Annotated in this window: 26 protein-coding genes and 1 riboswitch; of the genes, 24 read left to right on the top strand and 2 right to left on the bottom strand. The window is 32.5% G+C overall.

The features are described 5' to 3' along the window. Positions 1-45 precede the first annotated feature (45 nt). From BFS35_RS01670 to BFS35_RS01730, 13 genes are all read left to right on the top strand, one after another. Positions 46-645, top strand: a complete 600-nt coding sequence (locus tag BFS35_RS01670) for a superoxide dismutase (RefSeq protein WP_099578460.1) — start codon at positions 46-48, stop codon at positions 643-645. 189 nt (positions 646-834) lie between these two features. After that, the gene (locus BFS35_RS01675; RefSeq protein WP_240628369.1) at positions 835-2925 is read left to right on the top strand and encodes a peptidoglycan D,D-transpeptidase FtsI family protein; all 2091 of its coding nucleotides are present in this window, start codon (positions 835-837) and stop codon (positions 2923-2925) included. A 180-nt stretch (positions 2926-3105) separates the two neighbouring features. After that, positions 3106-4077 carry a PstS family phosphate ABC transporter substrate-binding protein gene (locus BFS35_RS01680; RefSeq protein WP_099578456.1) on the top strand — a complete coding sequence of 324 codons (972 nt, stop codon included), beginning with the start codon at positions 3106-3108 and terminating at the stop codon, positions 4075-4077. 84 nt (positions 4078-4161) lie between these two features. After that, the gene (pstC, locus tag BFS35_RS01685; protein WP_099578454.1) at positions 4162-5094 is read left to right on the top strand and encodes a phosphate ABC transporter permease subunit PstC; all 933 of its coding nucleotides are present in this window, start codon (positions 4162-4164) and stop codon (positions 5092-5094) included. 1 nt (position 5095) lies between these two features. Then, positions 5096-5989, top strand: a complete 894-nt coding sequence (gene pstA, locus BFS35_RS01690) for a phosphate ABC transporter permease PstA (RefSeq protein ID WP_099578452.1) — start codon at positions 5096-5098, stop codon at positions 5987-5989. Positions 5990-6014: 25 nt separating this feature from the next. Beyond that, positions 6015-6914, top strand: a complete 900-nt coding sequence (gene pstB, locus BFS35_RS01695; RefSeq protein ID WP_240628323.1) for a phosphate ABC transporter ATP-binding protein PstB — start codon at positions 6015-6017, stop codon at positions 6912-6914. After that, on the top strand, positions 6907-7545 hold the full coding sequence (phoU, locus tag BFS35_RS01700) for a phosphate signaling complex protein PhoU (protein WP_170137292.1): 639 nt from the start codon (positions 6907-6909) through the stop codon (positions 7543-7545). Before pstB ends, phoU begins: the two co-directional genes overlap by 8 nt. A gap of 88 nt (positions 7546-7633) precedes the next feature. Next, entirely contained in the window at positions 7634-7783 is a 150-nt protein-coding gene (rpmG, locus tag BFS35_RS01705; RefSeq protein ID WP_096076353.1) for a 50S ribosomal protein L33, read from the top strand. A gap of 90 nt (positions 7784-7873) precedes the next feature. Further along, on the top strand, positions 7874-8440 hold the full coding sequence (locus tag BFS35_RS01710; protein ID WP_099578448.1) for a 5-formyltetrahydrofolate cyclo-ligase: 567 nt from the start codon (positions 7874-7876) through the stop codon (positions 8438-8440). Then, positions 8437-9861 carry a rhomboid family protein gene (locus tag BFS35_RS01715; RefSeq protein ID WP_099578446.1) on the top strand — a complete coding sequence of 475 codons (1425 nt, stop codon included), beginning with the start codon at positions 8437-8439 and terminating at the stop codon, positions 9859-9861. The genes BFS35_RS01710 and BFS35_RS01715 overlap by 4 nt, the downstream gene beginning before the upstream one ends. A 4-nt stretch (positions 9862-9865) precedes the next feature. Beyond that, positions 9866-10057, top strand: a complete 192-nt coding sequence (locus BFS35_RS01720; protein ID WP_099578445.1) for a YqgQ family protein — start codon at positions 9866-9868, stop codon at positions 10055-10057. Beyond that, positions 10054-11025 (top strand): ROK family glucokinase, encoded by a 972-nt coding sequence (locus tag BFS35_RS01725; RefSeq protein WP_099578443.1) that lies wholly within the window; start codon positions 10054-10056, stop codon positions 11023-11025. The genes BFS35_RS01720 and BFS35_RS01725 overlap by 4 nt, the downstream gene beginning before the upstream one ends. Beyond that, a complete protein-coding gene (locus tag BFS35_RS01730) occupies positions 11025-11336 on the top strand; it encodes an MTH1187 family thiamine-binding protein (RefSeq protein ID WP_099578441.1) in 312 nt (103 codons plus the stop codon). Before BFS35_RS01725 ends, BFS35_RS01730 begins: the two co-directional genes overlap by 1 nt. A gap of 36 nt (positions 11337-11372) precedes the next feature. Here BFS35_RS01730 and BFS35_RS01735 read toward each other — a convergent pair whose 3' ends face one another. Beyond that, on the bottom strand, positions 11373-11612 hold the full coding sequence (locus BFS35_RS01735; RefSeq protein ID WP_096076359.1) for a DUF2759 domain-containing protein: 240 nt from the start codon (positions 11610-11612) through the stop codon (positions 11373-11375). A gap of 92 nt (positions 11613-11704) precedes the next feature. Here BFS35_RS01735 and BFS35_RS01740 point away from each other — a divergent pair, with 92 nt between their 5' ends. Then, positions 11705-12334, top strand: a complete 630-nt coding sequence (locus BFS35_RS01740) for an MBL fold metallo-hydrolase (RefSeq protein ID WP_099578439.1) — start codon at positions 11705-11707, stop codon at positions 12332-12334. Positions 12335-12358: 24 nt separating this feature from the next. Here BFS35_RS01740 and BFS35_RS01745 read toward each other — a convergent pair whose 3' ends face one another. Then, complete coding sequence (locus BFS35_RS01745) at positions 12359-12607, bottom strand: DUF2626 domain-containing protein (protein WP_099578437.1); 249 nt, start codon at positions 12605-12607, stop codon at positions 12359-12361. Positions 12608-12816: 209 nt separating this feature from the next. Between BFS35_RS01745 and comGA the strand changes: the two genes are divergently transcribed. From comGA to gcvPB, 10 genes are all read left to right on the top strand, one after another. Further along, positions 12817-13785, top strand: a complete 969-nt coding sequence (comGA, locus tag BFS35_RS01750) for a competence type IV pilus ATPase ComGA (protein ID WP_099578435.1) — start codon at positions 12817-12819, stop codon at positions 13783-13785. Then, a complete protein-coding gene (gene comGB / locus BFS35_RS01755) occupies positions 13733-14809 on the top strand; it encodes a competence type IV pilus assembly protein ComGB (RefSeq protein WP_158554227.1) in 1077 nt (358 codons plus the stop codon). Before comGA ends, comGB begins: the two co-directional genes overlap by 53 nt. A gap of 11 nt (positions 14810-14820) precedes the next feature. Continuing rightward, the gene (gene comGC / locus BFS35_RS01760; RefSeq protein WP_099578431.1) at positions 14821-15180 is read left to right on the top strand and encodes a competence type IV pilus major pilin ComGC; all 360 of its coding nucleotides are present in this window, start codon (positions 14821-14823) and stop codon (positions 15178-15180) included. Next, positions 15128-15598: a hypothetical protein gene (locus tag BFS35_RS01765; protein ID WP_158554228.1), complete on the top strand. Its 471-nt coding sequence runs from the start codon at positions 15128-15130 to the stop codon at positions 15596-15598. Before comGC ends, BFS35_RS01765 begins: the two co-directional genes overlap by 53 nt. Then, positions 15585-15830, top strand: a complete 246-nt coding sequence (locus tag BFS35_RS13750) for a hypothetical protein (protein WP_133446746.1) — start codon at positions 15585-15587, stop codon at positions 15828-15830. Before BFS35_RS01765 ends, BFS35_RS13750 begins: the two co-directional genes overlap by 14 nt. After that, complete coding sequence (locus BFS35_RS01770) at positions 15778-16224, top strand: competence type IV pilus minor pilin ComGF (RefSeq protein ID WP_158554229.1); 447 nt, start codon at positions 15778-15780, stop codon at positions 16222-16224. The genes BFS35_RS13750 and BFS35_RS01770 overlap by 53 nt, the downstream gene beginning before the upstream one ends. A gap of 182 nt (positions 16225-16406) precedes the next feature. Then, the gene (locus tag BFS35_RS01775; RefSeq protein ID WP_099578425.1) at positions 16407-16913 is read left to right on the top strand and encodes a shikimate kinase; all 507 of its coding nucleotides are present in this window, start codon (positions 16407-16409) and stop codon (positions 16911-16913) included. Then, positions 16900-16983: riboswitch (glycine riboswitch) on the top strand. (Overlaps the previous gene by 14 nt.) Before the next feature lie 66 nt (positions 16984-17049). Beyond that, positions 17050-18135 (top strand): glycine cleavage system aminomethyltransferase GcvT, encoded by a 1086-nt coding sequence (gcvT, locus tag BFS35_RS01780; RefSeq protein ID WP_099578615.1) that lies wholly within the window; start codon positions 17050-17052, stop codon positions 18133-18135. A 12-nt stretch (positions 18136-18147) separates the two neighbouring features. Further along, the gene (gene gcvPA, locus BFS35_RS01785; protein ID WP_099578423.1) at positions 18148-19491 is read left to right on the top strand and encodes an aminomethyl-transferring glycine dehydrogenase subunit GcvPA; all 1344 of its coding nucleotides are present in this window, start codon (positions 18148-18150) and stop codon (positions 19489-19491) included. Then, a complete protein-coding gene (gene gcvPB / locus BFS35_RS01790; protein ID WP_099578421.1) occupies positions 19484-20953 on the top strand; it encodes an aminomethyl-transferring glycine dehydrogenase subunit GcvPB in 1470 nt (489 codons plus the stop codon). Before gcvPA ends, gcvPB begins: the two co-directional genes overlap by 8 nt. Positions 20954-21048: the final 95 nt, after the last annotated feature.

Below are 21048 nucleotides of genomic sequence, written 5' to 3' on the forward strand. Positions count from 1 at the left end.
TGATATGATAAATATGTACTTAAAACTTAAGGAGGATGATTAATTATGGCTTTTGAATTACCACAATTACCATATGCATATGATGCATTAGAACCACACATCGATAAAGAAACTATGGAGATTCACCATACGAAACACCATAACACTTACGTTACTAACTTGAATGCTGCAGTAGAAGGAACAGAATTTGCGGATCTTTCTATCGAAGATTTAATGAAAAAAATTAACGAAGTACCTGCTGATAAGAAAACAGCTGTTGTAAATAATGGTGGTGGACACTATAATCACTCATTATTCTGGACTTTACTTGCACCAGGTAAAGAAGCTACAGGTGAAGTAGTTGATGCAATCAACGCTAAATTTGGTTCTTTAGATGCTTTTAAAGAAGAATTCGCTAAAGCTGCAACAACACGTTTTGGTTCTGGTTGGGCTTGGTTAGTAGTAAACAATGGAGAATTAGAAGTAGTTTCTACACCAAACCAAGAGAATCCTTTAATGGAAGGTAAAACACCGATTTTAGGTTTAGATGTTTGGGAACATGCTTATTACTTAAACTATCAAAATAAACGTCCAGACTATATTGCAGCATTCTGGAATGTAGTAAACTGGGAAAAAGTAAACGAATTATATTTAGCTGCTAAATAGTAGTAAATCATAATTCGTTATAATGGAGAGACATTTCATCTGAAATGTCTCTTTATTTTTCTTTTTATATCAAAAATATAGAAAATATGTGTTAATTCATATATTATTAAAAGATAAATGGTTAGTGATGGGGGATTTCCTTTGAAACGTGTTAAACAAGAATCAAATGAACTTAAACAAAAGCGACTGATGAACCGTCGAATCAGCGTTATTTTTATGGCAATTGTTTCATTATTAATCATCCTTGTTCTTAGATTAGGATACCTTCAGATTGTTAAAGGTGAAACGTATAAAAAAGCAGTGGATAATAATGAAAATATAGAAGTAAATGAATCAGTTCCAAGAGGCAGAATTTATGATCGCAATGGTAAACTGTTGGTTGATAATACTTCAAAGAAAGCGATTACATACACACGTGACCGTATGACAAGTCGCAGTGAAATGCTTGATACTGCAAAGAAATTACATAAATTGATGTCTATGCCTACAGATGCATTGACTTTAAGAGATAAGCAGGATTTCTTTATATTGACGCATAAAGATGAAGTGGATCAGTTGATGAAGAAAGAATTACAATTATTTGATACCGGTGAAATTTCTCAGGATGAATATAATGAAGCGGTTTATAGAAAGTTAACAGAAGAGAAATTGAAATCAATGTCACAAGATGAATTAGAAATAGCAGCAATTTTTCGCGAAATGAGCAGTGGTAGTCAGTTAAGTCCTCAAATTATTAGAAACGATAATGTATCAGAAAAAGAATATGCATTAGTTTCTCAGAATTTAAGTGAATTGCCTGGTGTGAATACTACGATGGACTGGGACAGAAAATATCTTTATGGTAAGACGTTACGTACAATGTTTGGAAATGTTTCATCAAAAGAAGAGGGATTACCTAAAGAATTAGTAGACTATTATTTATCTAAAGGATATTCGCGTAATGATAGAGTAGGACAAAGTTATCTCGAATTTCAATATGAAAATGTGTTACGAGGTAAAAAGAAAAAGATGCGTTATTTAACAGATAAATCAGGGAAAATCATCAATTCAGAAGTGATTTCTGAAGGATCAAGAGGAAATGATCTGGTTTTATCTATTGATATAGATCTACAACTTCAAGTTGAAAAATTAGTAGATAAGCATATTCAACTTTTACGCTCTATGAATGCCAAATCGATGGATAAAGTTTTAGTAGTCGTACAGGATCCTAATAATGGAGATATTCTTGCATTAGCTGGAAGGCAAATTGATAAGAATGGTAAGATATCAGACTATCATTATGGGACATTTACATCTCAATATGCAGTTGGGTCTACGGTAAAAGGTGCAACATTACTTACTGGATATAGTAATAATGCGATAAATGTTGGAGAGGATATGATTGACCAACCTTTAGTATTTAAAGGTGGCGTAGAAAAACGTTCATATTTTAATCCAACAGGCAAAATAGAAATCAATGATAAAGAAGCATTAATGCACTCGTCAAACGTATATATGTTTAAGACGGCATTAAAGATGGCGGGTTTAAATTATTCTAACAATATGTCGTTACCTGCTGATATAACAGAAGTAGGATTAAAACTAAGAAAAGGCTTAAATCAATTTGGATTAGGTGTTAAAACTGGTATTGATTTACCAAATGAAGTAACAGGTCAAACAGGTACGCTGAAGAATAATCCGGGTAATTATCTGGACTTAGCGATCGGACAATATGATACATATACTCCTTTACAACTTTCGCAGTATGTTTCAACAATTGCTAATGATGGTTATCGTATACAGCCACACCTAGTTAAAGAAGTTCGTGCAGCTTCAAAGACAGATAAAATAGGACCAATTAAAGAAAGTATTAAAGGAAAAGTATTGAATCGAATAAATAATTCACAAGAAGAAATTGATCAGGTGAAAGATGGGTTCGATATGGCCTTTAATAACGAACTAGGTACAGGCTATAAAAGTTTTGCTAATACGATAGTAAAAAGTGCTGGGAAAACCGGAACAGCTGAAGTTTTCCAGGATGGTAAATCTCGTGTTAATTCAACGTATATCGGCTATGCTCCTATGGACAAACCGAGTATGAGTTTCGCTATCATCTATACAAATCAACCTGTTCCACCACCTTGGTTACCTGGAGGAGATTTGGGAAGAGATATAATAAATGAATATTTTAAAGACAAAACGGGTAAGAGAACTAAATTGATAGAAACAGGTACTTCTGGTGTACAAAGTGCAATATCAAATGGTGCAGAGCAAAGTAATATTGAGGCAGTAAATCCATAAATTAAATTGGTTTAAATGAATAAGATTTCTTGAGTAAAAGGCAATGCGATTATGCATTGTCTTTTTTCTTTACATAAAATTTACATTACATTCATCTTGAATTAACAATCTTACACTATAGTAAGTAGTGTAATAAACAAATACAAATTATTCGTCTATTCAATTAGGAGGACTTTCAAAATGAAAAAATGGCAATTAGTAGGTTCAACAACTGTTTTAGGTACTGCATTATTATTAGGTGCTTGTGGTGGAGCAGCTGACAAGAAAGAAAATAATGCTTCTGAAGATAAAGGTGCTAGTACTGATACAGCTGCTAAAGATATTGAAGGTAAAGTAGCTGGAGACGGTTCATCGACTGTTGCACCAGTAACTGAAAAAATTAATGAAGAATTCAATGCTGAATATCCTAATGTTGAGGTTGCTATAGGAACATCAGGTACTGGTGGTGGTTTTGAGAAATTCATCGCTGGAGAAACTGACTTCTCTAACGCATCTCGTGATATTAAAGATGAAGAGAAAAAAGCTTTAGAAGATAAAAAAATTGAATATACTGAATTTAAAATCGCTTCAGATGGATTAACTGTTGCTGTAAATAAAGATAATGATTTTGTAGATTACTTAACATTTGAAGAGTTAGCTAAGATTTACTCTGGAAAAGCTAAAACTTGGAAAGATGTTCGTGCTGACTTCCCAGCTGAAGAAATTAAAGCATTCTCTCCTGACCAATCACATGGTACTTATGACTTCTTTAGTGAAGAAGTATTAGATGAAGGTGAAATTAAAGCTGAGAAAAATGCTGATACTAACGTAATCGTTAAATCAGTACAAGATAATAAAACTAGTATCGGTTTCTTCGGATATAATTTCTATCAAGAAAACAAAGATAACTTAAAAGCTGTTAAAATTCAAAAAGAAGGTAAAGGTGAGGGTGTAGAAGCGACTGAAGAATCAGTTAAAGATGGTTCTTATCCATTAAGTCGTCCATTATTCATCTATGCTAAAAATGATTCTTTAAAAGAAAACAAGGCATTTAAAGAGTTTATGAAATTTGCTTTAGAAAAAGCAAAAGATGCTTCAACTGAATCTGGATATGTTGCATTAGAAGATGCAGAATATGAAAAATCTTTAAAAACATTAGAAGGTATTAAATAATTATTAACTTAATAATTATTCAAATATGAAATTTTTCTAAGGGACGAAATTTTTCGTCCCTTTTAAAATGAAGGAGTCTAAACTATGGAAAATAAAATTTCTGTACAAGATTTAATTGCTCAAAACAAGAGTAAAGGATCTTCGAAAAACATCATTGAAAAGATGATTCCAACAATTTTAGCTGTCATTGCTTCAATTTCAATTTTAACGACAATTGGAATCCTGATTACATTATTAACTGAAACAATTACGTTCTTTACCCGTGTTTCATTTGCAGACTTTTTCCTTGAAAAAGAATGGAATGCGTTTGGCCAAAATCCGAAATTTGGTATTATCTCATTAATTTTAGGAACATTAAAAGTAACATTTATCGCTACAATATTTGCAGTCCCTGTTGGTTTAGGTGCAGCATTATATTTAAGTGAATATGCAAGTGACCGTGCGAGAAGAATTATTAAACCTATTTTAGAAATCTTAGCGGGGATTCCAACAATCGTTTATGGATTCTTTGCATTAACATTTGTAACGCCGTTATTACGTTCAGTATGGCCAGACTTAGGAAGTTTTAATGCAATCAGTCCTGGTTTAGTAATTGGTATTATGATTGTACCGATGATTGCTTCATTATCTGAAGATGCGATGAGTGCAGTACCTCAAGCAATTCGTGAAGGAGCTTTAGGTTTAGGATCGACGAAATTAGAAACTGCTATTAAAGTAGTTTTCCCTGCAGCATTATCTGGGATTTTAGCTTCTATCGTATTAGCGGTATCACGTGCAATCGGAGAAACAATGATCGTATCACTTGCTGCTGGTAGTTCACCAGAATTCTCTTTAGATTTCACAAACTCATTACAAACGATGACAGCATTTATCGTTCAGGTTGCGACTGGTGATGCTACTTACGGATCTGATATCTACTACAGTATCTATGCAGTAGGATTTACATTATTCGTATTTACATTAATTATGAACTTCATTTCACAATGGGTTACAAAACGATTCAGAGAGGAGTATTAATATGGAATTAATTAGTCATGAAACAGTTGAAAAGAAACTCTCTGGCAGACTGTCAAAAAATAAAATTGTTAAATTTCTTTTCTTCTTATGTACAATGATTGGTTTAGTTGTACTGGCAATTTTATTATTTGATATTATTCGTAAAGGGGCAGGATATTTAACGCCTCAGTTCTTTACAAACTTCTCATCTACAACACCAGAAAAAGCAGGTATTAAAGGTGCTTTAATCGGAACATTATGGCTAATGATGACAATTGCACCTATTGCCGTAACTTTAGGTGTGGCAACAGCTATTTACATGGAAGAATATGCAAAAGATAATGCATTTACTAGATTTATTAAAGTTAATATCGCTAACTTAGCATCTGTACCATCAGTTGTATTTGGCTTATTAGGATTAACGTTATTTGTACGTGGTGCTGGTATTGAATCACTTTCACTTGGAAAGTCGGTTTTAGCAGCAGCACTTACAATGTCATTAATGATTTTACCGGTTATTATCGTTTCTAGTCAGGAAGCGATTAGAGCAGTACCTAATGCAATTCGTGAAGCTTCATTAGGATTAGGTGGAACGAAATGGCAGACGATTACAAATGTTGTATTACCAGCTTCTATTCCTGGTATTTTAACGGGTACAATTTTAGCTTTATCTCGTGCCATTGGTGAGACTGCACCATTAGTAGTAATCGGTATTCCAACTATCTTCATGAAAACACCTGATAGTATTATGGACAGATTCCAGGCTTTACCAATGCAAATCTTTACATGGGCTAAATTGCCGAAAGCTGAATTCCAGTTTGTATCTTCAGCTGCGATTATCGTGCTATTAATCATGTTAATTGCCATGAACTCAATTGCTATTTTTATCCGTAATAAATATCAGAAAAAATTCTAGTTTTTAAATTGAGAGGGGTCTTATAATGAATAACAACGTAAAAGTTTCAAATGATGTAAAGAATAATGAAAAAGTAATCGTTACAACTGAAACAGTAAATAATGCAGGTAGTGAAAATGTAAAAAAAGAACGCAATATCGTAACAGGACAAACACCAAATCCAACAAATCGTAATATTGTTTATCAAACAAAGAATTTAGATTTATGGTATGGTGATCATCATGCATTACAAAATATCAATTTAGATATTTTAGAAAATGAAGTTACAGCAATTATCGGACCATCAGGTTGTGGTAAATCAACTTATATTAAAACTTTAAACCGCATGATCGAATTAATTCCAAGCGTAAGAACTTCAGGAGAAATTCTATACCGTGGAGATAATATCTTCGATAAAAGTTATAAAGTAGAACATTTAAGAACTAGAGTAGGTATGGTCTTCCAAAAGCCTAATCCATTCCCAAAATCTATTTATGATAACATTACTTATGGGCCAAGAATCCATGGGATCACTGATAAAAAAATCTTAGATGAAATCGTTGAAAAATCACTTCGTGGTGCTGCGATTTGGGATGAAACAAAAGATAGATTAGATAAAAATGCATATGGCTTATCTGGTGGACAACAACAACGTATTTGTATTGCTCGTTGTTTAGCAATTGAACCAGATGTTATTTTAATGGATGAGCCTACATCTGCATTAGATCCAATTTCAACTTTAAAAGTAGAAGAGTTAGTTCAGGAGATTAAAAATCAATATTCAATCATTATCGTTACGCATAACATGCAACAAGCTGCTCGTATTTCAGACAAAACAGCATTCTTCTTAAATGGTTATGTAAACGAGTATGATACAACGGATAAAATCTTCTCTAACCCAGCTGACGAACAAACAGAACGTTATATTTCAGGAAGGTTTGGTTGATATGAGAGAAATATACGAAGAAAGTTTACAACATTTAGAAAAAAGTGTTTTAAAACTTGCCGATGAAGTTTATAGAGCTATCGAAAAAAGTATTAATGTATTAAGTGATGATGAAAAATCTGTTGCTAGAGAAATTATTGAACATGATCAGGTTATTAATGCTATCGAAAGTGATATAGACGACCAGATTATCAGTTTAATTACAAAACAACAACCCATTGCTACAGACTTAAGAATGATTTTATCTTCAAGTAAAATATCTTCAGAACTTGAAAGAATGGCAGATAATGCAGTAAATATAGCTAAGATTCGTAAAAGAGTAAAATTTGAAGATGAATATATTTTGATGCGTCTTAAAACAATGGGAAAACTTAGTATGTTAATGCTAGCTGATCTTAAAGAAGCACACAAAAATAATGATGTGAATTTAGTTAAAGAAATTATTGAGCGAGATAATGATATTGATGATTTATATAAAGAAATTATTAATAGTGCATATTTAATCGACAATGATCCATATATTTCTGGACAAGCACATTTAGCTGGTCGTTACCTTGAAAGAATTGGTGATCACATCACAAATATCGCTGAAAGTGTTTATTTCACGATAACTGGTGAAAGATTTAACTAATTCATAAATTAGTACTAGATAATTCATGCGACACATGTTATTATAGAAAAGTCGTATGGATATTTAGAAACGTGAGGAGGGAACAACTATGCGCGTTAATGTTACTTTAGCTTGTACTGAATGTGGTGAAAGAAACTACATCACTAAAAAAAATAAACGTAATAACCCAGAACGTATTGAAATGTCAAAATACTGTGCAAGAGACAATAAAAAAACTTTACACAGAGAAACTAAATAATTTTTTGAGCAGACATGAATTTTCATGTCTGTTTTTTTATGTGCATTCCATTCTGTATGATATATTGTATAATATAAATGAGGTGAAAAAATGACGATTAATTCAGATAAAAAAGAATTACGATTAGCGATGCTTGCGCAGTTAAAGCATAACCAAAATAAAACTGAAAAAGAAGATTCGATAATACATACTTTTATTAATGAAGATGTATTTAGAAATGCGAATTCTATTGGTATCACGATGAGTATGGATCATGAATTAGATACGAGATGGTTAATAGAATATGCAGTAGGTCTTGGTAAAAAAGTGTATGTCCCATATTGCGACTATAAAACGAAACAGATGCATTTTGTAAGATTTACTTCTAAAGAAGATATTGTAAAGGATTCATTTGGTATAGATATCATGAACCATCAGCAGGAAGTTGGTACGCAGCCAGAATTACTTATTGTTCCAGGTGTCATTTTCAATGAATATGGCTATCGTATTGGATACGGTGGAGGATATTATGATAAATTTTTAAGTCAGTATACAGGGCAAACAGTAAGTTTAATCTTCGAACTTCAACTTGGTGAAGTGTTGATTGAATCACATGATATACCAGTTTCAATGCTTATTACTGAGAAAAGAATAATAATTAATGAGGACAATCAATGATATCAGAGAAGTTTATATGGAAAAACATCTATGAATATATAAAATATACTGATTATGATTTTATAACAACTTCAGAGGCATTGGATGATATATGGCTGTATAGTCGTAGTAAAAAAACATTAAAACGTATAATACTCAGTAAACAAACAGCACAATCAACGATGTTTATGGTTCAGAAAATAATGGATCATCATGAAGAAATTGAGCATTTAGTAAGTCATCCGGTTGAACATTATGAAATATTGCTTATCAATCAGGAAATTCAAATCAATGAGATGCCTTTAAATATTAAAGTGATATCATGTCCGGATACTCTGTCAGTGAAACAAACACTAAATACACCTTTTAAAGCAATATCGAGTAAAACAAAGCCACAATCTGTCTCGTGGTATCAAAATAGAGTGATCAAAAAAAATCCGATAGATACTGCTATGATTAAGTTTACACCGCTTACTTATTTATTGATTTTAATCAATATCATTAGTTTCATTGCAATGAATATTTGGCATATGACGCATAAAGTCGATACGCTCGTTGAAAAAGGTGGCTTAACGCATTTTAATTTTGTGCATGGTGATTATTACAGAGTGATATCTTCAATGTTTCTCCATTTTGATTTTCAGCATTTATTGTTTAATATGATGTCACTATTTATTCTCGGCAAAATTATAGAATATTTATATCTAAAAAGGCAGTATCTTCTGATATATATTTGTGGTGGTATTATAGGTAATTTAGTTTCTCTGGCATTTGATACGACTTCTATATCTGTTGGAGCAAGTGGAGCTATTTGTGCATTGATGGGTGCAGCAATAGCGTATATCATCTTTAGTGGGAAATTTGATAAAAAATTTATTATGCAAATACTAATAGGTAGTATTATCTATCTTGCAGCAAGTTCTTTATTTGCCAATGTTAATAACTATGCTCATTTTGGTGGTTTATTTGGCGGTTTGTTCATTGCAATGCTAATACATTTATATAATATGAAAAGTCAGTATTTTAAATGGATGAGTGCTGGTTTAGGTATTATAGTAATTTTGTTACTCTTTAATATTTTTTCTGAAAAAGAACACCATATTTATAATGAATTTGCTGCACAGGCCATAGCTGCAGGAAATGATCAGGATGCGAAGGAAATTCTAACTACTACTATTCAAAAAGGTTATGATAATGACGAAACATATGTATATTATGGTTTGCTGAAGACAAAACAGGAAAGTTTATCAAACGGTATTGCTGAATGGAAAAAAGGATTGAACAAGTTTCCTGATAGCGATAAATTAAACTATCAGATGGCTTTGGCTATGCGTGCAATGGATGATTATGATAGCGCTAATAAATATTTGAACAAGGCAATTCAACGCAATAGAATATCTTCTTATATAAAACTTCAAAAAGAATTTAAAGAATTCAGGTGAAACAATGCAGTCATTTTACGATGTGCAACAGTTACTTAAACAATTTGGTATTATTATATATTTTAAAGATGAAAAAGACACGATTGAAATGATGAATCAGGAGATAAAATCTTTACATGATGCCGGTATTATTACGAATGAACAGTTTGTGCAGGCACGTTTAATATTAAATCAGAGAAAGATGGGAAAATTATGATTATTTTAGCAGCGGACATTGGAGGAACAACTTGCAAGTTAGGTGTTCTTGATGAAACTTTAGAAATTCTTCATAAATGGGAGATTCCAACCAAAACCGAAAATAATGGAGAAAGCATTTTGAAGAATGTTTATGATTCATTTATAGTTAACGCGAAACACAAAAATTATAATATGGAGGATGTTCTTGGTATAGGTTTAGGTGTTCCCGGTCCAATTGATTTTAAAACTGGTGTTGTTAATGGAGCGATTAATTTAAACTGGCATGGAAAAATCAATATAAAAGAACAATTTGAAAAGTTAAGTGGATTACCGGTCTATGTTGACAACGACGCTAATGTAGCAACTTTAGGAGAAAAATTTAAAGGTGCTGGACAGAATGAACCTGATGTTATTTGCGTGACGCTTGGTACAGGTGTCGGTGGTGGTATAATAAGTAACAATGAACTTGTCCATGGTCACAATGGTTCTGGCGGAGAGCTGGGTCATTTTAAAGTTGATATTAAAGAAAGATTCCAATGCAATTGTGGAAAGAAAGGTTGTCTAGAAACAGTTGCAAGTGCAACAGGTGTTGTTAATCTATCTTATCATTACTATGCTGAACTACAATTTCAGACAGTGATTGAAGAAGCGATAAAAAATAGAACATTACAGGCTAAAATGGTATTTGATGCTGCTAAAGCAGGAGATGAATTTGCGACATACGTTATAAAGAAAGTTGCGAGAAATTTAGCGTATGCATTAAGTGTATTCAGTGTTGTAACGAATCCTAAATATATCATCATTGGTGGTGGTGTATCTAAAGCTGGTGATTTCTTAATTCAGCATATTGAAGATGTTTATCGTGAAATAACATTTACGCCTGCAACGCAAGGTACTAAAATTGTAACAGCGACTTTAGGCAATGATGCTGGAATTATTGGTGCTGCAGGTTTGATCAAACAATATGTGAAAAAGGAGCAAGTATAATGGCAATTATTGATGTAGTAGTAATTCCTTTGGATGGTAAGTCGATCAGTGTGAGTAAGTATATCGCGGAAATTCAAGTAATATTAGAAGAATTAAAGCAGCAGGGCAAAATCGATTATATGTTAACACCGATGAGTACATTGATTGAAGGAGAACTACACGAGTGTCTTATGGCATTAGAAGCTATACATGAGTCACCTTTTAAGCAGGGATTAGATCGTGTATGTACAAATATTAGAATTGATGACAGAAGAGATAAAAAACGAAAGATGATTGACAAGATAGATGCAGTAAATAAACATCTGAAATAAAAAATAAAACCAGGACAAAATGTCCTGGTTTTATTTTTAGTGATGTAAAATTGGATATCCGTATGTGAAGATTGTTGCTAGTGAAAAGAATCCAAATGATAAAGTAGCTAATAAGCCAAAGATAATGCCTAATACATTTTTAGATTTAACAGCATTTAATAAAGCTTTGATTGATAAGAAAAATACTGCTAACATTAAAAGTGAAAAGATATTTACACCAATATGAATTTTTGTACCAAAGATTTCAAATAATTCGCCTGTGTTAATAAACGGCATAACATAACCCCCATGAAATTACTTTTATTATCATTAATATTGTATAATTAATAAATAACTTTGTCGAGTACATTTTTTAGGAGGAACTACTTATGGATAAAATTAAATTACCTTTAGGTCAAATACAAACAAATTGTTATATTTTACATAATGAATCTGAAATATTAATATTTGATCCTGGAGACGAACCAGAAAAGATTATCGATGCTGTTTTACCACTAGAGAAGAAAGTGATCGCTGTTATTCTCACACATACACATTTTGATCATATAGGCGCAGTAGATGCGATTTGTGAGCAATTTAATGTACCAGTTTATGTTTCGCAAGAAGAGCAATACTGGTTAACGGATACGATTAAAAATGGGTCAGAAAAATTTAAGCAGTATGGTTTAGAACCAGTTATTGCGAAGACAAAACCTTTAATAATGCAACTTGGGCAGCAAACGATTGGTTCATTTACGTTTGATGTGCGTCATACACCTGGACATTCTCCAGGTAGTCAATCTTTTATATTTGATGACTTTGCAATAGTAGGGGATACCTTATTCAAGGAAAGTATTGGTCGTACAGATTTATACGAGGGTAACACACAGCAGTTATTAAATAGTATTGATCAACAGCTCATGACACTAGATGAGCAATTTATTATTTGTCCGGGACATGGATCCTATACGACAATCCAACATGAGATGAATCGTAATCCGTTTTTAAATGGCTATTAAAAAAACCTTCCGTTAAGGAAGGTTTTATTCGTGATGGCCAAAACTTGGCTCTAATAAGAAAGTTGAATAGTATGTGAATCCTACGAAACATACTACTAAGTATGCTGCAAAAATATACATATACATTCTTTCAGTTAATTTTAAGTAACCTAATAATACAAAAAATCCAGTTTGAGCAACGAAAATGAATGACATCATCGACATACCGCCAACGTAGAACATTACTGCAAATATCGCTGTCCAGAATCCTAAAGTTTTAAAAACTTTATCCATATGGTTATTCCCCCTATATTCAAACTCTTCATATCACTTATTATTATAAAGATAAGCATTTAATAAGTAAACCTCTAATTTTGTAAAATCAATGGGAATAATTGGATTGATACGATTGTTTCATAGGAAAATAAATTAATGAAATAAAAATTCTGATGGAAAAAAATAAAATAGAAGAAGTTCCCGATATTAATGTAGAGGAGGGATTTATGGAAAAACTATTACATACAATATTGAATGATGCAATCACTAAAAAAACTTCAGATGTACACTTTATACCCGCAGCAGATAATGTCATGATGAAATTCAGAATTGGGGGTAATATGTATGCTTATAATCAGTTAAATACTGAACAATTCGAAAAATTATTATCATATGTAAAATTTATAACGCATCTTGATGTTTCTGAAAAAAACAGAGCACAGAGCGGTATATTGACCTATGAGAAGGACGAAATACTTTATAATATCAGAACATCGACATTACCGCATACGATTGGACATGAAGCTTGTGTAATGCGAATAATTCCAGCATTATTTAGTCAAAATATTTCAATCGAACAGGAATTATTATCTTTAATGCATAAAGGAAGCGGATTAATTTTGATTAGTGGTCCTACGGGATGCGGAAAAAGTACATTGATGTACCAAATGTTAAATTATGCAGCGCTAAATTTAAATAAACAGATTATTTCGATTGAAGATCCCGTTGAACAGAGAATTCAAGGTATGATTCAAATCAATGTAAATAAAAAAGCTAATATAACATATCAGAACGCAATAAAGGCCATTCTTCGCTGTGATCCAGATATTATTATGATAGGAGAAATTCGTGATGCTGAAACTGCAAAACAAGTCATCAATGCAAGTTTAAGTGGTCATCTTGTGTTGTCAACACTTCATGCAAATACATGTTTTGGTGCTATTCATCGGTTGATGGAAATGGGGGTAACAAAAGTTGAACTTGAGCAGTGTCTGGAAATAATCATTAATCAGCGATTAGTTAATACTACAACAAATCGAACACGTATTTTTGAGCAGTTGATAAAAAGCGATGTACGTGATTATTTAAATGATAGAAAAGTTCAACATTATCATCCTTTATCTGAACAATTGCAAGTTTTGCATGACGAAGAAAAGATTACGCAGCTGGAGTATGAACGTTATGCTTTGGAATAGAAACAAATTAAAAGTATATGAAGATGATTTTTTAATCCGCTTAAGTGAGATGACACAAAACGGCTTTACACAATATGAAGCAATTAAATTTTTATTTTCTCAATATGATGAAGTAAAATCTTCAGATAAGAAATTAGTATTAACTGCACTTGAACAAGGCAAATCTTTATCAGATTGTCTGAAGTTATTAAATTATAGTAATCATATCGTAATGCAGGTTCATTTCAGTGAATCATTTGGAAACGTTAACGAAACGTTAAAACATTGCTATGCTTATAATCTTTCAAAACGGAAACTGAAACAGCAGTTTATAAAGACAATTCAATATCCGTTAGTACTTATCATTATATTTATCGCATTAATCATTACGGTTAATCATACTGTACTCCCACAATTTAAAAATATGTATAGTTCTATGGGTGTGACTTTAAGCAAAGAACTCATAATCCTTACAAATATACTATATACACTTCCACAAATAATTATATATACAATAATACTTCTCATTTTTCTTATACTTTATTATTTTCTTATTTTTAAAAAATCCAATATTAAAAATCAACTTTATACCATTAAAAAAATTCCGATTATTAATCAACTGTTTCGTTTATTTATAACTTATCGTGTAAGTGCTGAACTTTCATTCTTTTTAAGTAATGGTGTCATGATGAAAAACGTCATCTCAATTTTAGAAGGTCAAAAGAATGATCAAACGTTAAGTTATATTGCAGCTTGCATTAACCAGGAATTGATCAAAGGTGAAGCACTTCCAGATGCAGTTTCTAAATTGCAGTTATTTGAAAAGTCTATGATTCAATTTATCCAGCATGGCGAGAAGAATTCGAAGTTAGATAGAGAACTCGAATATTATAGCCAGTACGTCTTTAAAAAATTTGAACTGAAAATTTTCAAATTGATTAAAAGTATCCAGCCAATCATCTTTATTGTTTTAGGATTATTAATTGTCGCAATGTATTTAGTCATTATATTACCGATGCTCCAGATGATGGAAGGCATTCAATAGGAGGAATAACAATGTATAAATTTATTAAAACACATAGTAATCATTTTGTTCGATCTTTTAAAAATCAATTCAGTAAGAATGATGGATTTACTTTAATAGAAATGCTGCTTGTTTTGCTTGTTATTTCGGTATTGATCATTGTGATTATTCCAAATATCGCAAAACAATCTGATAATGTTCAGAATACAGGCTGTACAGCACAGGTGAAGATGGTACAAGGACAAATAGAAGCATATAAACTTCAGAATGGAAAGACGCCAACGTCGATTAATGAACTTGTACCGGAATTTTTAAAGGAAAATCAGGTGAAATGTAAAAATGGTGATCCAATCAATATTGAAAATGGAGAAGCGGTGGCACAAAAACAATAATGGATTTAGTTATATTGAATCATTACTTGTATTGTTAATCATCGTCATCATCATAATCATCGTTCCAGTTACAAAATTTGATGAAAATAAAGTAAAAGATGAAGAAATTAACGATGAAATTATTTCTTTATTAAATTATTATCAGACGAAATCTTATGAAACAGGTGAAGTTATAGTTGTATCGTTCCCACCTAAGAACGATACAATCTATATTCAATCCAAAGTTTTAGGGATTAATAGTAAATATATAATTAATCAAGGTGAAATATATGAAGGAAATAATTTAGCAAATAGTGAAATCATTTTTAAGAATAATGGAGTTAGAACAGGTGGAACGATTAAATATTATATTGGTGATACACTTTATCAAATCGTTGTACAGTTACACAGAGGAAGAATACGAATTGAAAAAGTATGATGGATTTATGCTGATTGATAGTTTTCTTTCTTTTTCAGTTGTTGCTTTAATTACTTTATCTTTATTGCCAATGTATTTCACATTATCTCATACTTATGAGCAAAAGAAACAATCTCTGGAAAAGTATCGCTTGGCATATGTAGAAATAGTCATCAATGAAAGAGGTGGTTTCATTGAAGGTGACCAGATCTGTTATAAGAAAGATAAAGTATACTGCATTAAGAAGAAGTAACGGTTTCACGATGATTGAAATGATGATCAATTTATCGATTATAATAATGATTATGAGTTTGTTACCGCTCATTTATATGAATATTTATCAATTAAGTGGAAAAAGCACAGATCATTTTGATGTTAATAATGCAATGTTCCAAAGAGATCTTTATGAAGAACTAAGTAATGCCGACTATGTAGAAATAGTAAATAATCAGCTTTGGATATATACGGAGGATGATATTATACAATATCTATATCACAAACAGCGTATCATCAGAAAGCTTAACCAAGAGGGATATATTATTATGTTAGAAGGAGTTAAAAATGCATATTTTGAAATACGTGATAATGCAGTTTTCCTGTCTATTGAACGTTTCAACAAGCATACAATTACGTATCAAATCATCTGAAGGCTTTATCTTTCCATCTATGCTGATGTTGTTAATGCTTACAATTTTCTTTTTAAGTTACTTTAGCACAAGATACATGTTAAAATTTAATACATTAGATAATCTTGAGCATTATTATTTAAATGAAATTATTGAAGCTATTTCACAAAAGAAATAGCTTTTTTTAAATAGGGGGGGAAATGATGGCAATCGTATTAATTGGTTTTATGGGTGCTGGAAAGACAACCGTTGGAGAATTACTTTCTCGTAAAATGCATATACCCTTTATAGATTTGGATAAAGCCATAGTTGAATTAGAGAATCTATCGATTCCTGAAATATTTGAAAAATTTGGGGAAGCCTATTTTCGTAAATTGGAACACGATGTATTAAAAACATATATAAACAAGAACATTATCATAGCAACTGGAGGAGGTATAATTGAAAATCCGAACAATATGGAAATATTACAGCAAAATAATTTAAATATTTGGGTAGATGCGAACATTAATACTGTGTATAATAGAATTGTTGGTGATAATAACCGTCCCAATGCTCAGAATAAATCGTTTGAAGAAATTAAAAAGTTGTACAACAGCAGAATTTCACGTTATAATGAAATCGCATACATCAAGGTCAATAATGAACATGATGTAACTTTAAGTGTACAGGAAATTCACAATCAAATAATGACGGATGATGAAAATTAGAGAGAATGAGTGATCATCGCCGAAGGGGCAAGCTATATAAACTCTCAGGCAAAAGGATAATTTTCGGACGTAACCTGAAGAAATCAACAGGATAGCATTTGCTATGCTGTTTTTTAATTATATTTTTAGGAGGATAATCATGACTGAATTAAAGAAAACACCATTGTATGATAAATACATTGAAGACGGTGCAAAAGTAATTGACTTCTCTGGATGGGGTTTACCTGTTCAATTCTCTAGCATTAAAGAAGAGCACATTGCTGTTCGCGAAAATGTTGGAATGTTCGATGTAAGTCATATGGGTGAGATTATTGTTGAAGGTGAAAAAGCTGTAGAATATCTTCAAAATGTTTTAACGAACGACATTACGAAGACAACTGACAGAAAAGCACAATATACAATGATCTGTAACGAAAATGGTGGCGTAATTGACGATTTAGTTGCTTACAAACTTGGTGAAAACAAATATTTATTAGTAGTAAATGCAGGTAATACAGACATCGATTTTGAATGGTTACAACAACACACAATTGATGGTGTAACTGTAACGAACGTATCGAAAGAATACGGACAAATTGCAGTTCAAGGTCCTAAAGCTTTGGAAGTATTAAAGTCACAAGTTAAAGAAGATATTGCATCATTAAAAATGTTTGAATTTATTCAAGATGTTGAAATCTTCGGTAAGAACGTTATCTTTAGTCAATCTGGTTATACTGGTGAACACGGCTTTGAAATTTACTGTGCTGCAGAAGATACAGTTGCAATTTGGGAAGGTTTATTAGATTTAGGTGTTGTACCTTGTGGTTTAGGTGCGCGTGACACATTACGTTTAGAAGCAGCTTTACCATTACATGGACAAGATTTGTCTACTGACATTACTCCTTACGAAGCTAAAATGGGCTTCAGCGTAAAATTAGATAAAGGCGATTTTATTGGTCGTGAATTTCTTGCAAAACAAAAAGAAGAAGGTCTGACTCGTAAATCAGCTGGATTAGAAATGTTAGAACGTGGCATCGCACGTACAGATTATGAAGTTCAAGATAAAGATGGAAATAAAATTGGTTATGTTACAAGTGGTACACAATCACCATCTACTGGTCGTTCAATTGCGTTAGCATTGATTAATATTGATCAAACAGAAATTGGTAATGAAGTATTTGTTCAAGTACGTAAAAAATTAGTACCAGCTAAAGTAGTAAAAACACCATTCCATAAAAATTAAGGGGTTGAAAAAATGAGTCATCGTTATATTCCATTAACAGAAACTGATAAAAAAGAAATGTTGGATACAATCGGTATCCAGTCTATCGACGAATTATTCCAGGACATTCCTGAACGCGTACGCTTTCAAGGGAATCTAAATATTAAACCTCGTAAAGCAGAAACACCTTTATTAAAAGAATTATCTGCGCTTGCAAATAAAAACATTACGAGTGACACACACGCATCATTTTTAGGTGCTGGTGTCTATGACCATTATATTCCTACAGTAGTTGATCATGTTATTTCTCGTAGTGAATTCTATACAGCGTATACACCATATCAACCAGAAATCTCTCAAGGGGAATTACAGGCTATCTTTGAATTCCAGACGATGATTGCTGAACTTACAGGTATGGATTGCGCTAACTCATCTATGTATGATGGTGGAACTTCATTTGCAGAAGCTGCAATGCTTGCATGTGGTCATACGAAAAAGAAAAAAATTGTTGTTTCTAAAGCAGTTAATGATCAATCACGTGCTGTTTTACAAACTTATGCGACGGGTCAACATTTAGAAGTTGTTGAAATCGATGTTAAAGATACTGTGACAGATTTAGATGCTTTAAAAGCAGCAATCGATGAAGATACTGCTTGTGTTATGGTTCAATATCCAAACTTCTTTGGTAGTATTGAAGATTTAGAAACGATTAAATCATACACAGAAGGTACAAAAGCATTATTCGTAGTATCAAGTAACCCTATGAGCTTAGCATTATTAACACCTCCAGGTGAATTTGGAGCTGACTTAGTTGTGGGTGATGCACAAGTATTTGGTATCCCAGCTCAACTTGGTGGACCACACTGTGGATATTTCGCAGCAACAAACAAATTAATGCGTAAAATGCCTGGTCGTTTAGTAGGTCAAACACAAGATAGCGAAGGTAACCGTGGTTTCGTATTAACTTTACAAGCACGTGAACAACATATCCGTCGTGACAAAGCGACTTCAAATATTTGTTCTAACCAGGCTTTAAATGCATTAGCAGCTTCTGTTGCAATGAGTGCATTAGGTAAAAACGGTGCTTACGAGATGGCGAACCAAAATTTACAAAAAGCAAACTACATGAAAGAAAAAATGATTGCTGAAGGTTTCACAGTATTAGCTGGTACAACTTTCAATGAATTCGTAGTTAAATTTAACGCACCAATTTCTGAAATCAATGAAAAATTATTAGAAGATGGATTTATTGGTGGTTATGATCTTGGTCAAGTGGATAGCAAGTATGAAAATCATATGTTAATCGCTGTTACCGAGTTACGTACGAAAGAAGAGATCGATACATTTATCGCGAAAGTAGGTGTGTTCAATGCTTAAAGGAAGCTCTCCATTAATTTTTGAACGTTCAAAAGAAAATCGTTTCAGTTATTCATTACCTGAATTAGAAGTTGAAAATAAAAAAGTTGAAGATATTTTAGATAGCAAGTTCATTCGTAAAGAACGTGCGATGTTACCAGAAATCGCTGAATTAGATTTAATGCGTCATTACACTGAATTGTCTAATAAAAACCACGGTGTCGACTCTGGATTCTATCCACTTGGATCTTGTACGATGAAATATAATCCAAAAATCAACGAAAAAGTTGCTCGTATGGCTGGATTTGCAGCAGCGCATCCATTACAAGATGAAAAAACGATTCAAGGTTCGTTAGAAGTGATTTATGATTTACAAGAACACTTAAAAGAAATTACTGGTATGGATGAAGTTACACTTCAACCTGCAGCAGGTGCACATGGTGAGTGGACTGCATTAATGATGATTCGTGCGTTCCACGAAGCAAATGGAGACCACAACCGTACAAAAGTAATCGTACCAGACTCAGCGCATGGTACGAACCCGGCATCAGCAACAGTTGCTGGTTTTGAAACAGTTACAGTAAAATCAAACGAATTTGGATTAGTTGATATTGAAGATTTAAAACGTGTAGTTGGACCAGATACAGCTGCGATCATGTTAACAAACCCAAATACATTAGGTTTATTTGAAGAAGATATTTTAGAAATTCGTGAAATCGTTCATGCTGCCGGTGGTAAATTATACTATGATGGTGCAAACTTAAATGCAATCATGAGTAAAGTACGTCCTGGAGATATGGGATTTGACGCAGTTCACTTAAACTTACACAAAACATTCACTGGACCACACGGTGGTGGTGGACCAGGATCTGGACCAGTTGGTGTGAAAGCTGATTTAGTACCATTCTTACCAAAACCACATATTATTAAGACTGAAGATGGATTTAAATTTGATTATGATCGTGAACAATCTATTGGACGTGTTAAGCCATTCTACGGTAACTTTGGTATTTACTTACGTGCATACACGTATATCCGTACAATGGGACCAGACGGTTTAAAAGAAGCATCTGAAGTGGCTGTATTAAATGCGAACTACATGATGAGAAGATTACAAGACTACTTCGTATTACCATACGATCGTCATTGTAAGCATGAATTTGTAATCAGTGGTTCTAAACAGAAGAAACTTGGTGTGAGAACGTTAGATATGGCAAAACGTCTGTTAGACTTTAACTTCCATCCACCAACAATCTACTTCCCATTAAATGTTGAGGAATGTATGATGATTGAACCAACTGAAACTGAATCAAAAGAAACATTGGATTCATTCTGTGATACGATGATTCAAATCGCTAAAGAAGCAGAAGAAAATCCAGATATCGTATTAGAAGCGCCACACGATACTGTTATCGGCCGTCTAGATGAAACAATGGCAGCACGTAAACCAGTATTAAAATATTCAGGAACGATTGAAAAGTAATATAGAGTTTTAAGTTTAAGCAAAGCATGAATTCTTTCGTGCTTTGCTTATTTATATTAAAAATAAAAAAACGAGACAAATTTGTCTCGTCAAAA

It is taken from the genome of Macrococcoides goetzii (assembly GCF_002742385.2).
Lineage (GTDB): Bacteria > Bacillota > Bacilli > Staphylococcales > Staphylococcaceae > Macrococcoides > Macrococcoides goetzii.

Bases quoted from the DNA above. Each gene is read 5' to 3' on its own strand.
- BFS35_RS01670 (WP_099578460.1), top strand. From the start codon at position 46: ATGGCTTTTGAATTACCACAATTACCATATGCATATGATGCATTAGAA.
- BFS35_RS01675 (WP_240628369.1), top strand. From the start codon at position 835: ATGAACCGTCGAATCAGCGTTATTTTTATGGCAATTGTTTCATTATTA.
- BFS35_RS01680 (WP_099578456.1), top strand. From the start codon at position 3,106: ATGAAAAAATGGCAATTAGTAGGTTCAACAACTGTTTTAGGTACTGCA.
- pstC (WP_099578454.1), top strand. From the start codon at position 4,162: ATGGAAAATAAAATTTCTGTACAAGATTTAATTGCTCAAAACAAGAGT.
- pstA (WP_099578452.1), top strand. From the start codon at position 5,096: ATGGAATTAATTAGTCATGAAACAGTTGAAAAGAAACTCTCTGGCAGA.
- pstB (WP_240628323.1), top strand. From the start codon at position 6,015: ATGAATAACAACGTAAAAGTTTCAAATGATGTAAAGAATAATGAAAAA.
- rpmG (WP_096076353.1), top strand. From the start codon at position 7,634: ATGCGCGTTAATGTTACTTTAGCTTGTACTGAATGTGGTGAAAGAAAC.
- BFS35_RS01710 (WP_099578448.1), top strand. From the start codon at position 7,874: ATGACGATTAATTCAGATAAAAAAGAATTACGATTAGCGATGCTTGCG.
- BFS35_RS01715 (WP_099578446.1), top strand. From the start codon at position 8,437: ATGATATCAGAGAAGTTTATATGGAAAAACATCTATGAATATATAAAA.
- BFS35_RS01720 (WP_099578445.1), top strand. From the start codon at position 9,866: ATGCAGTCATTTTACGATGTGCAACAGTTACTTAAACAATTTGGTATT.
- BFS35_RS01725 (WP_099578443.1), top strand. From the start codon at position 10,054: ATGATTATTTTAGCAGCGGACATTGGAGGAACAACTTGCAAGTTAGGT.
- BFS35_RS01730 (WP_099578441.1), top strand. From the start codon at position 11,025: ATGGCAATTATTGATGTAGTAGTAATTCCTTTGGATGGTAAGTCGATC.
- BFS35_RS01735 (WP_096076359.1), bottom strand. From the start codon at position 11,612: ATGCCGTTTATTAACACAGGCGAATTATTTGAAATCTTTGGTACAAAA.
- BFS35_RS01740 (WP_099578439.1), top strand. From the start codon at position 11,705: ATGGATAAAATTAAATTACCTTTAGGTCAAATACAAACAAATTGTTAT.
- BFS35_RS01745 (WP_099578437.1), bottom strand. From the start codon at position 12,607: ATGGATAAAGTTTTTAAAACTTTAGGATTCTGGACAGCGATATTTGCA.
- comGA (WP_099578435.1), top strand. From the start codon at position 12,817: ATGGAAAAACTATTACATACAATATTGAATGATGCAATCACTAAAAAA.
- comGB (WP_158554227.1), top strand. From the start codon at position 13,733: ATGACGAAGAAAAGATTACGCAGCTGGAGTATGAACGTTATGCTTTGG.
- comGC (WP_099578431.1), top strand. From the start codon at position 14,821: ATGTATAAATTTATTAAAACACATAGTAATCATTTTGTTCGATCTTTT.
- BFS35_RS01765 (WP_158554228.1), top strand. From the start codon at position 15,128: ATGGTGATCCAATCAATATTGAAAATGGAGAAGCGGTGGCACAAAAAC.
- BFS35_RS01775 (WP_099578425.1), top strand. From the start codon at position 16,407: ATGGCAATCGTATTAATTGGTTTTATGGGTGCTGGAAAGACAACCGTT.
- gcvPA (WP_099578423.1), top strand. From the start codon at position 18,148: ATGAGTCATCGTTATATTCCATTAACAGAAACTGATAAAAAAGAAATG.
- gcvPB (WP_099578421.1), top strand. From the start codon at position 19,484: ATGCTTAAAGGAAGCTCTCCATTAATTTTTGAACGTTCAAAAGAAAAT.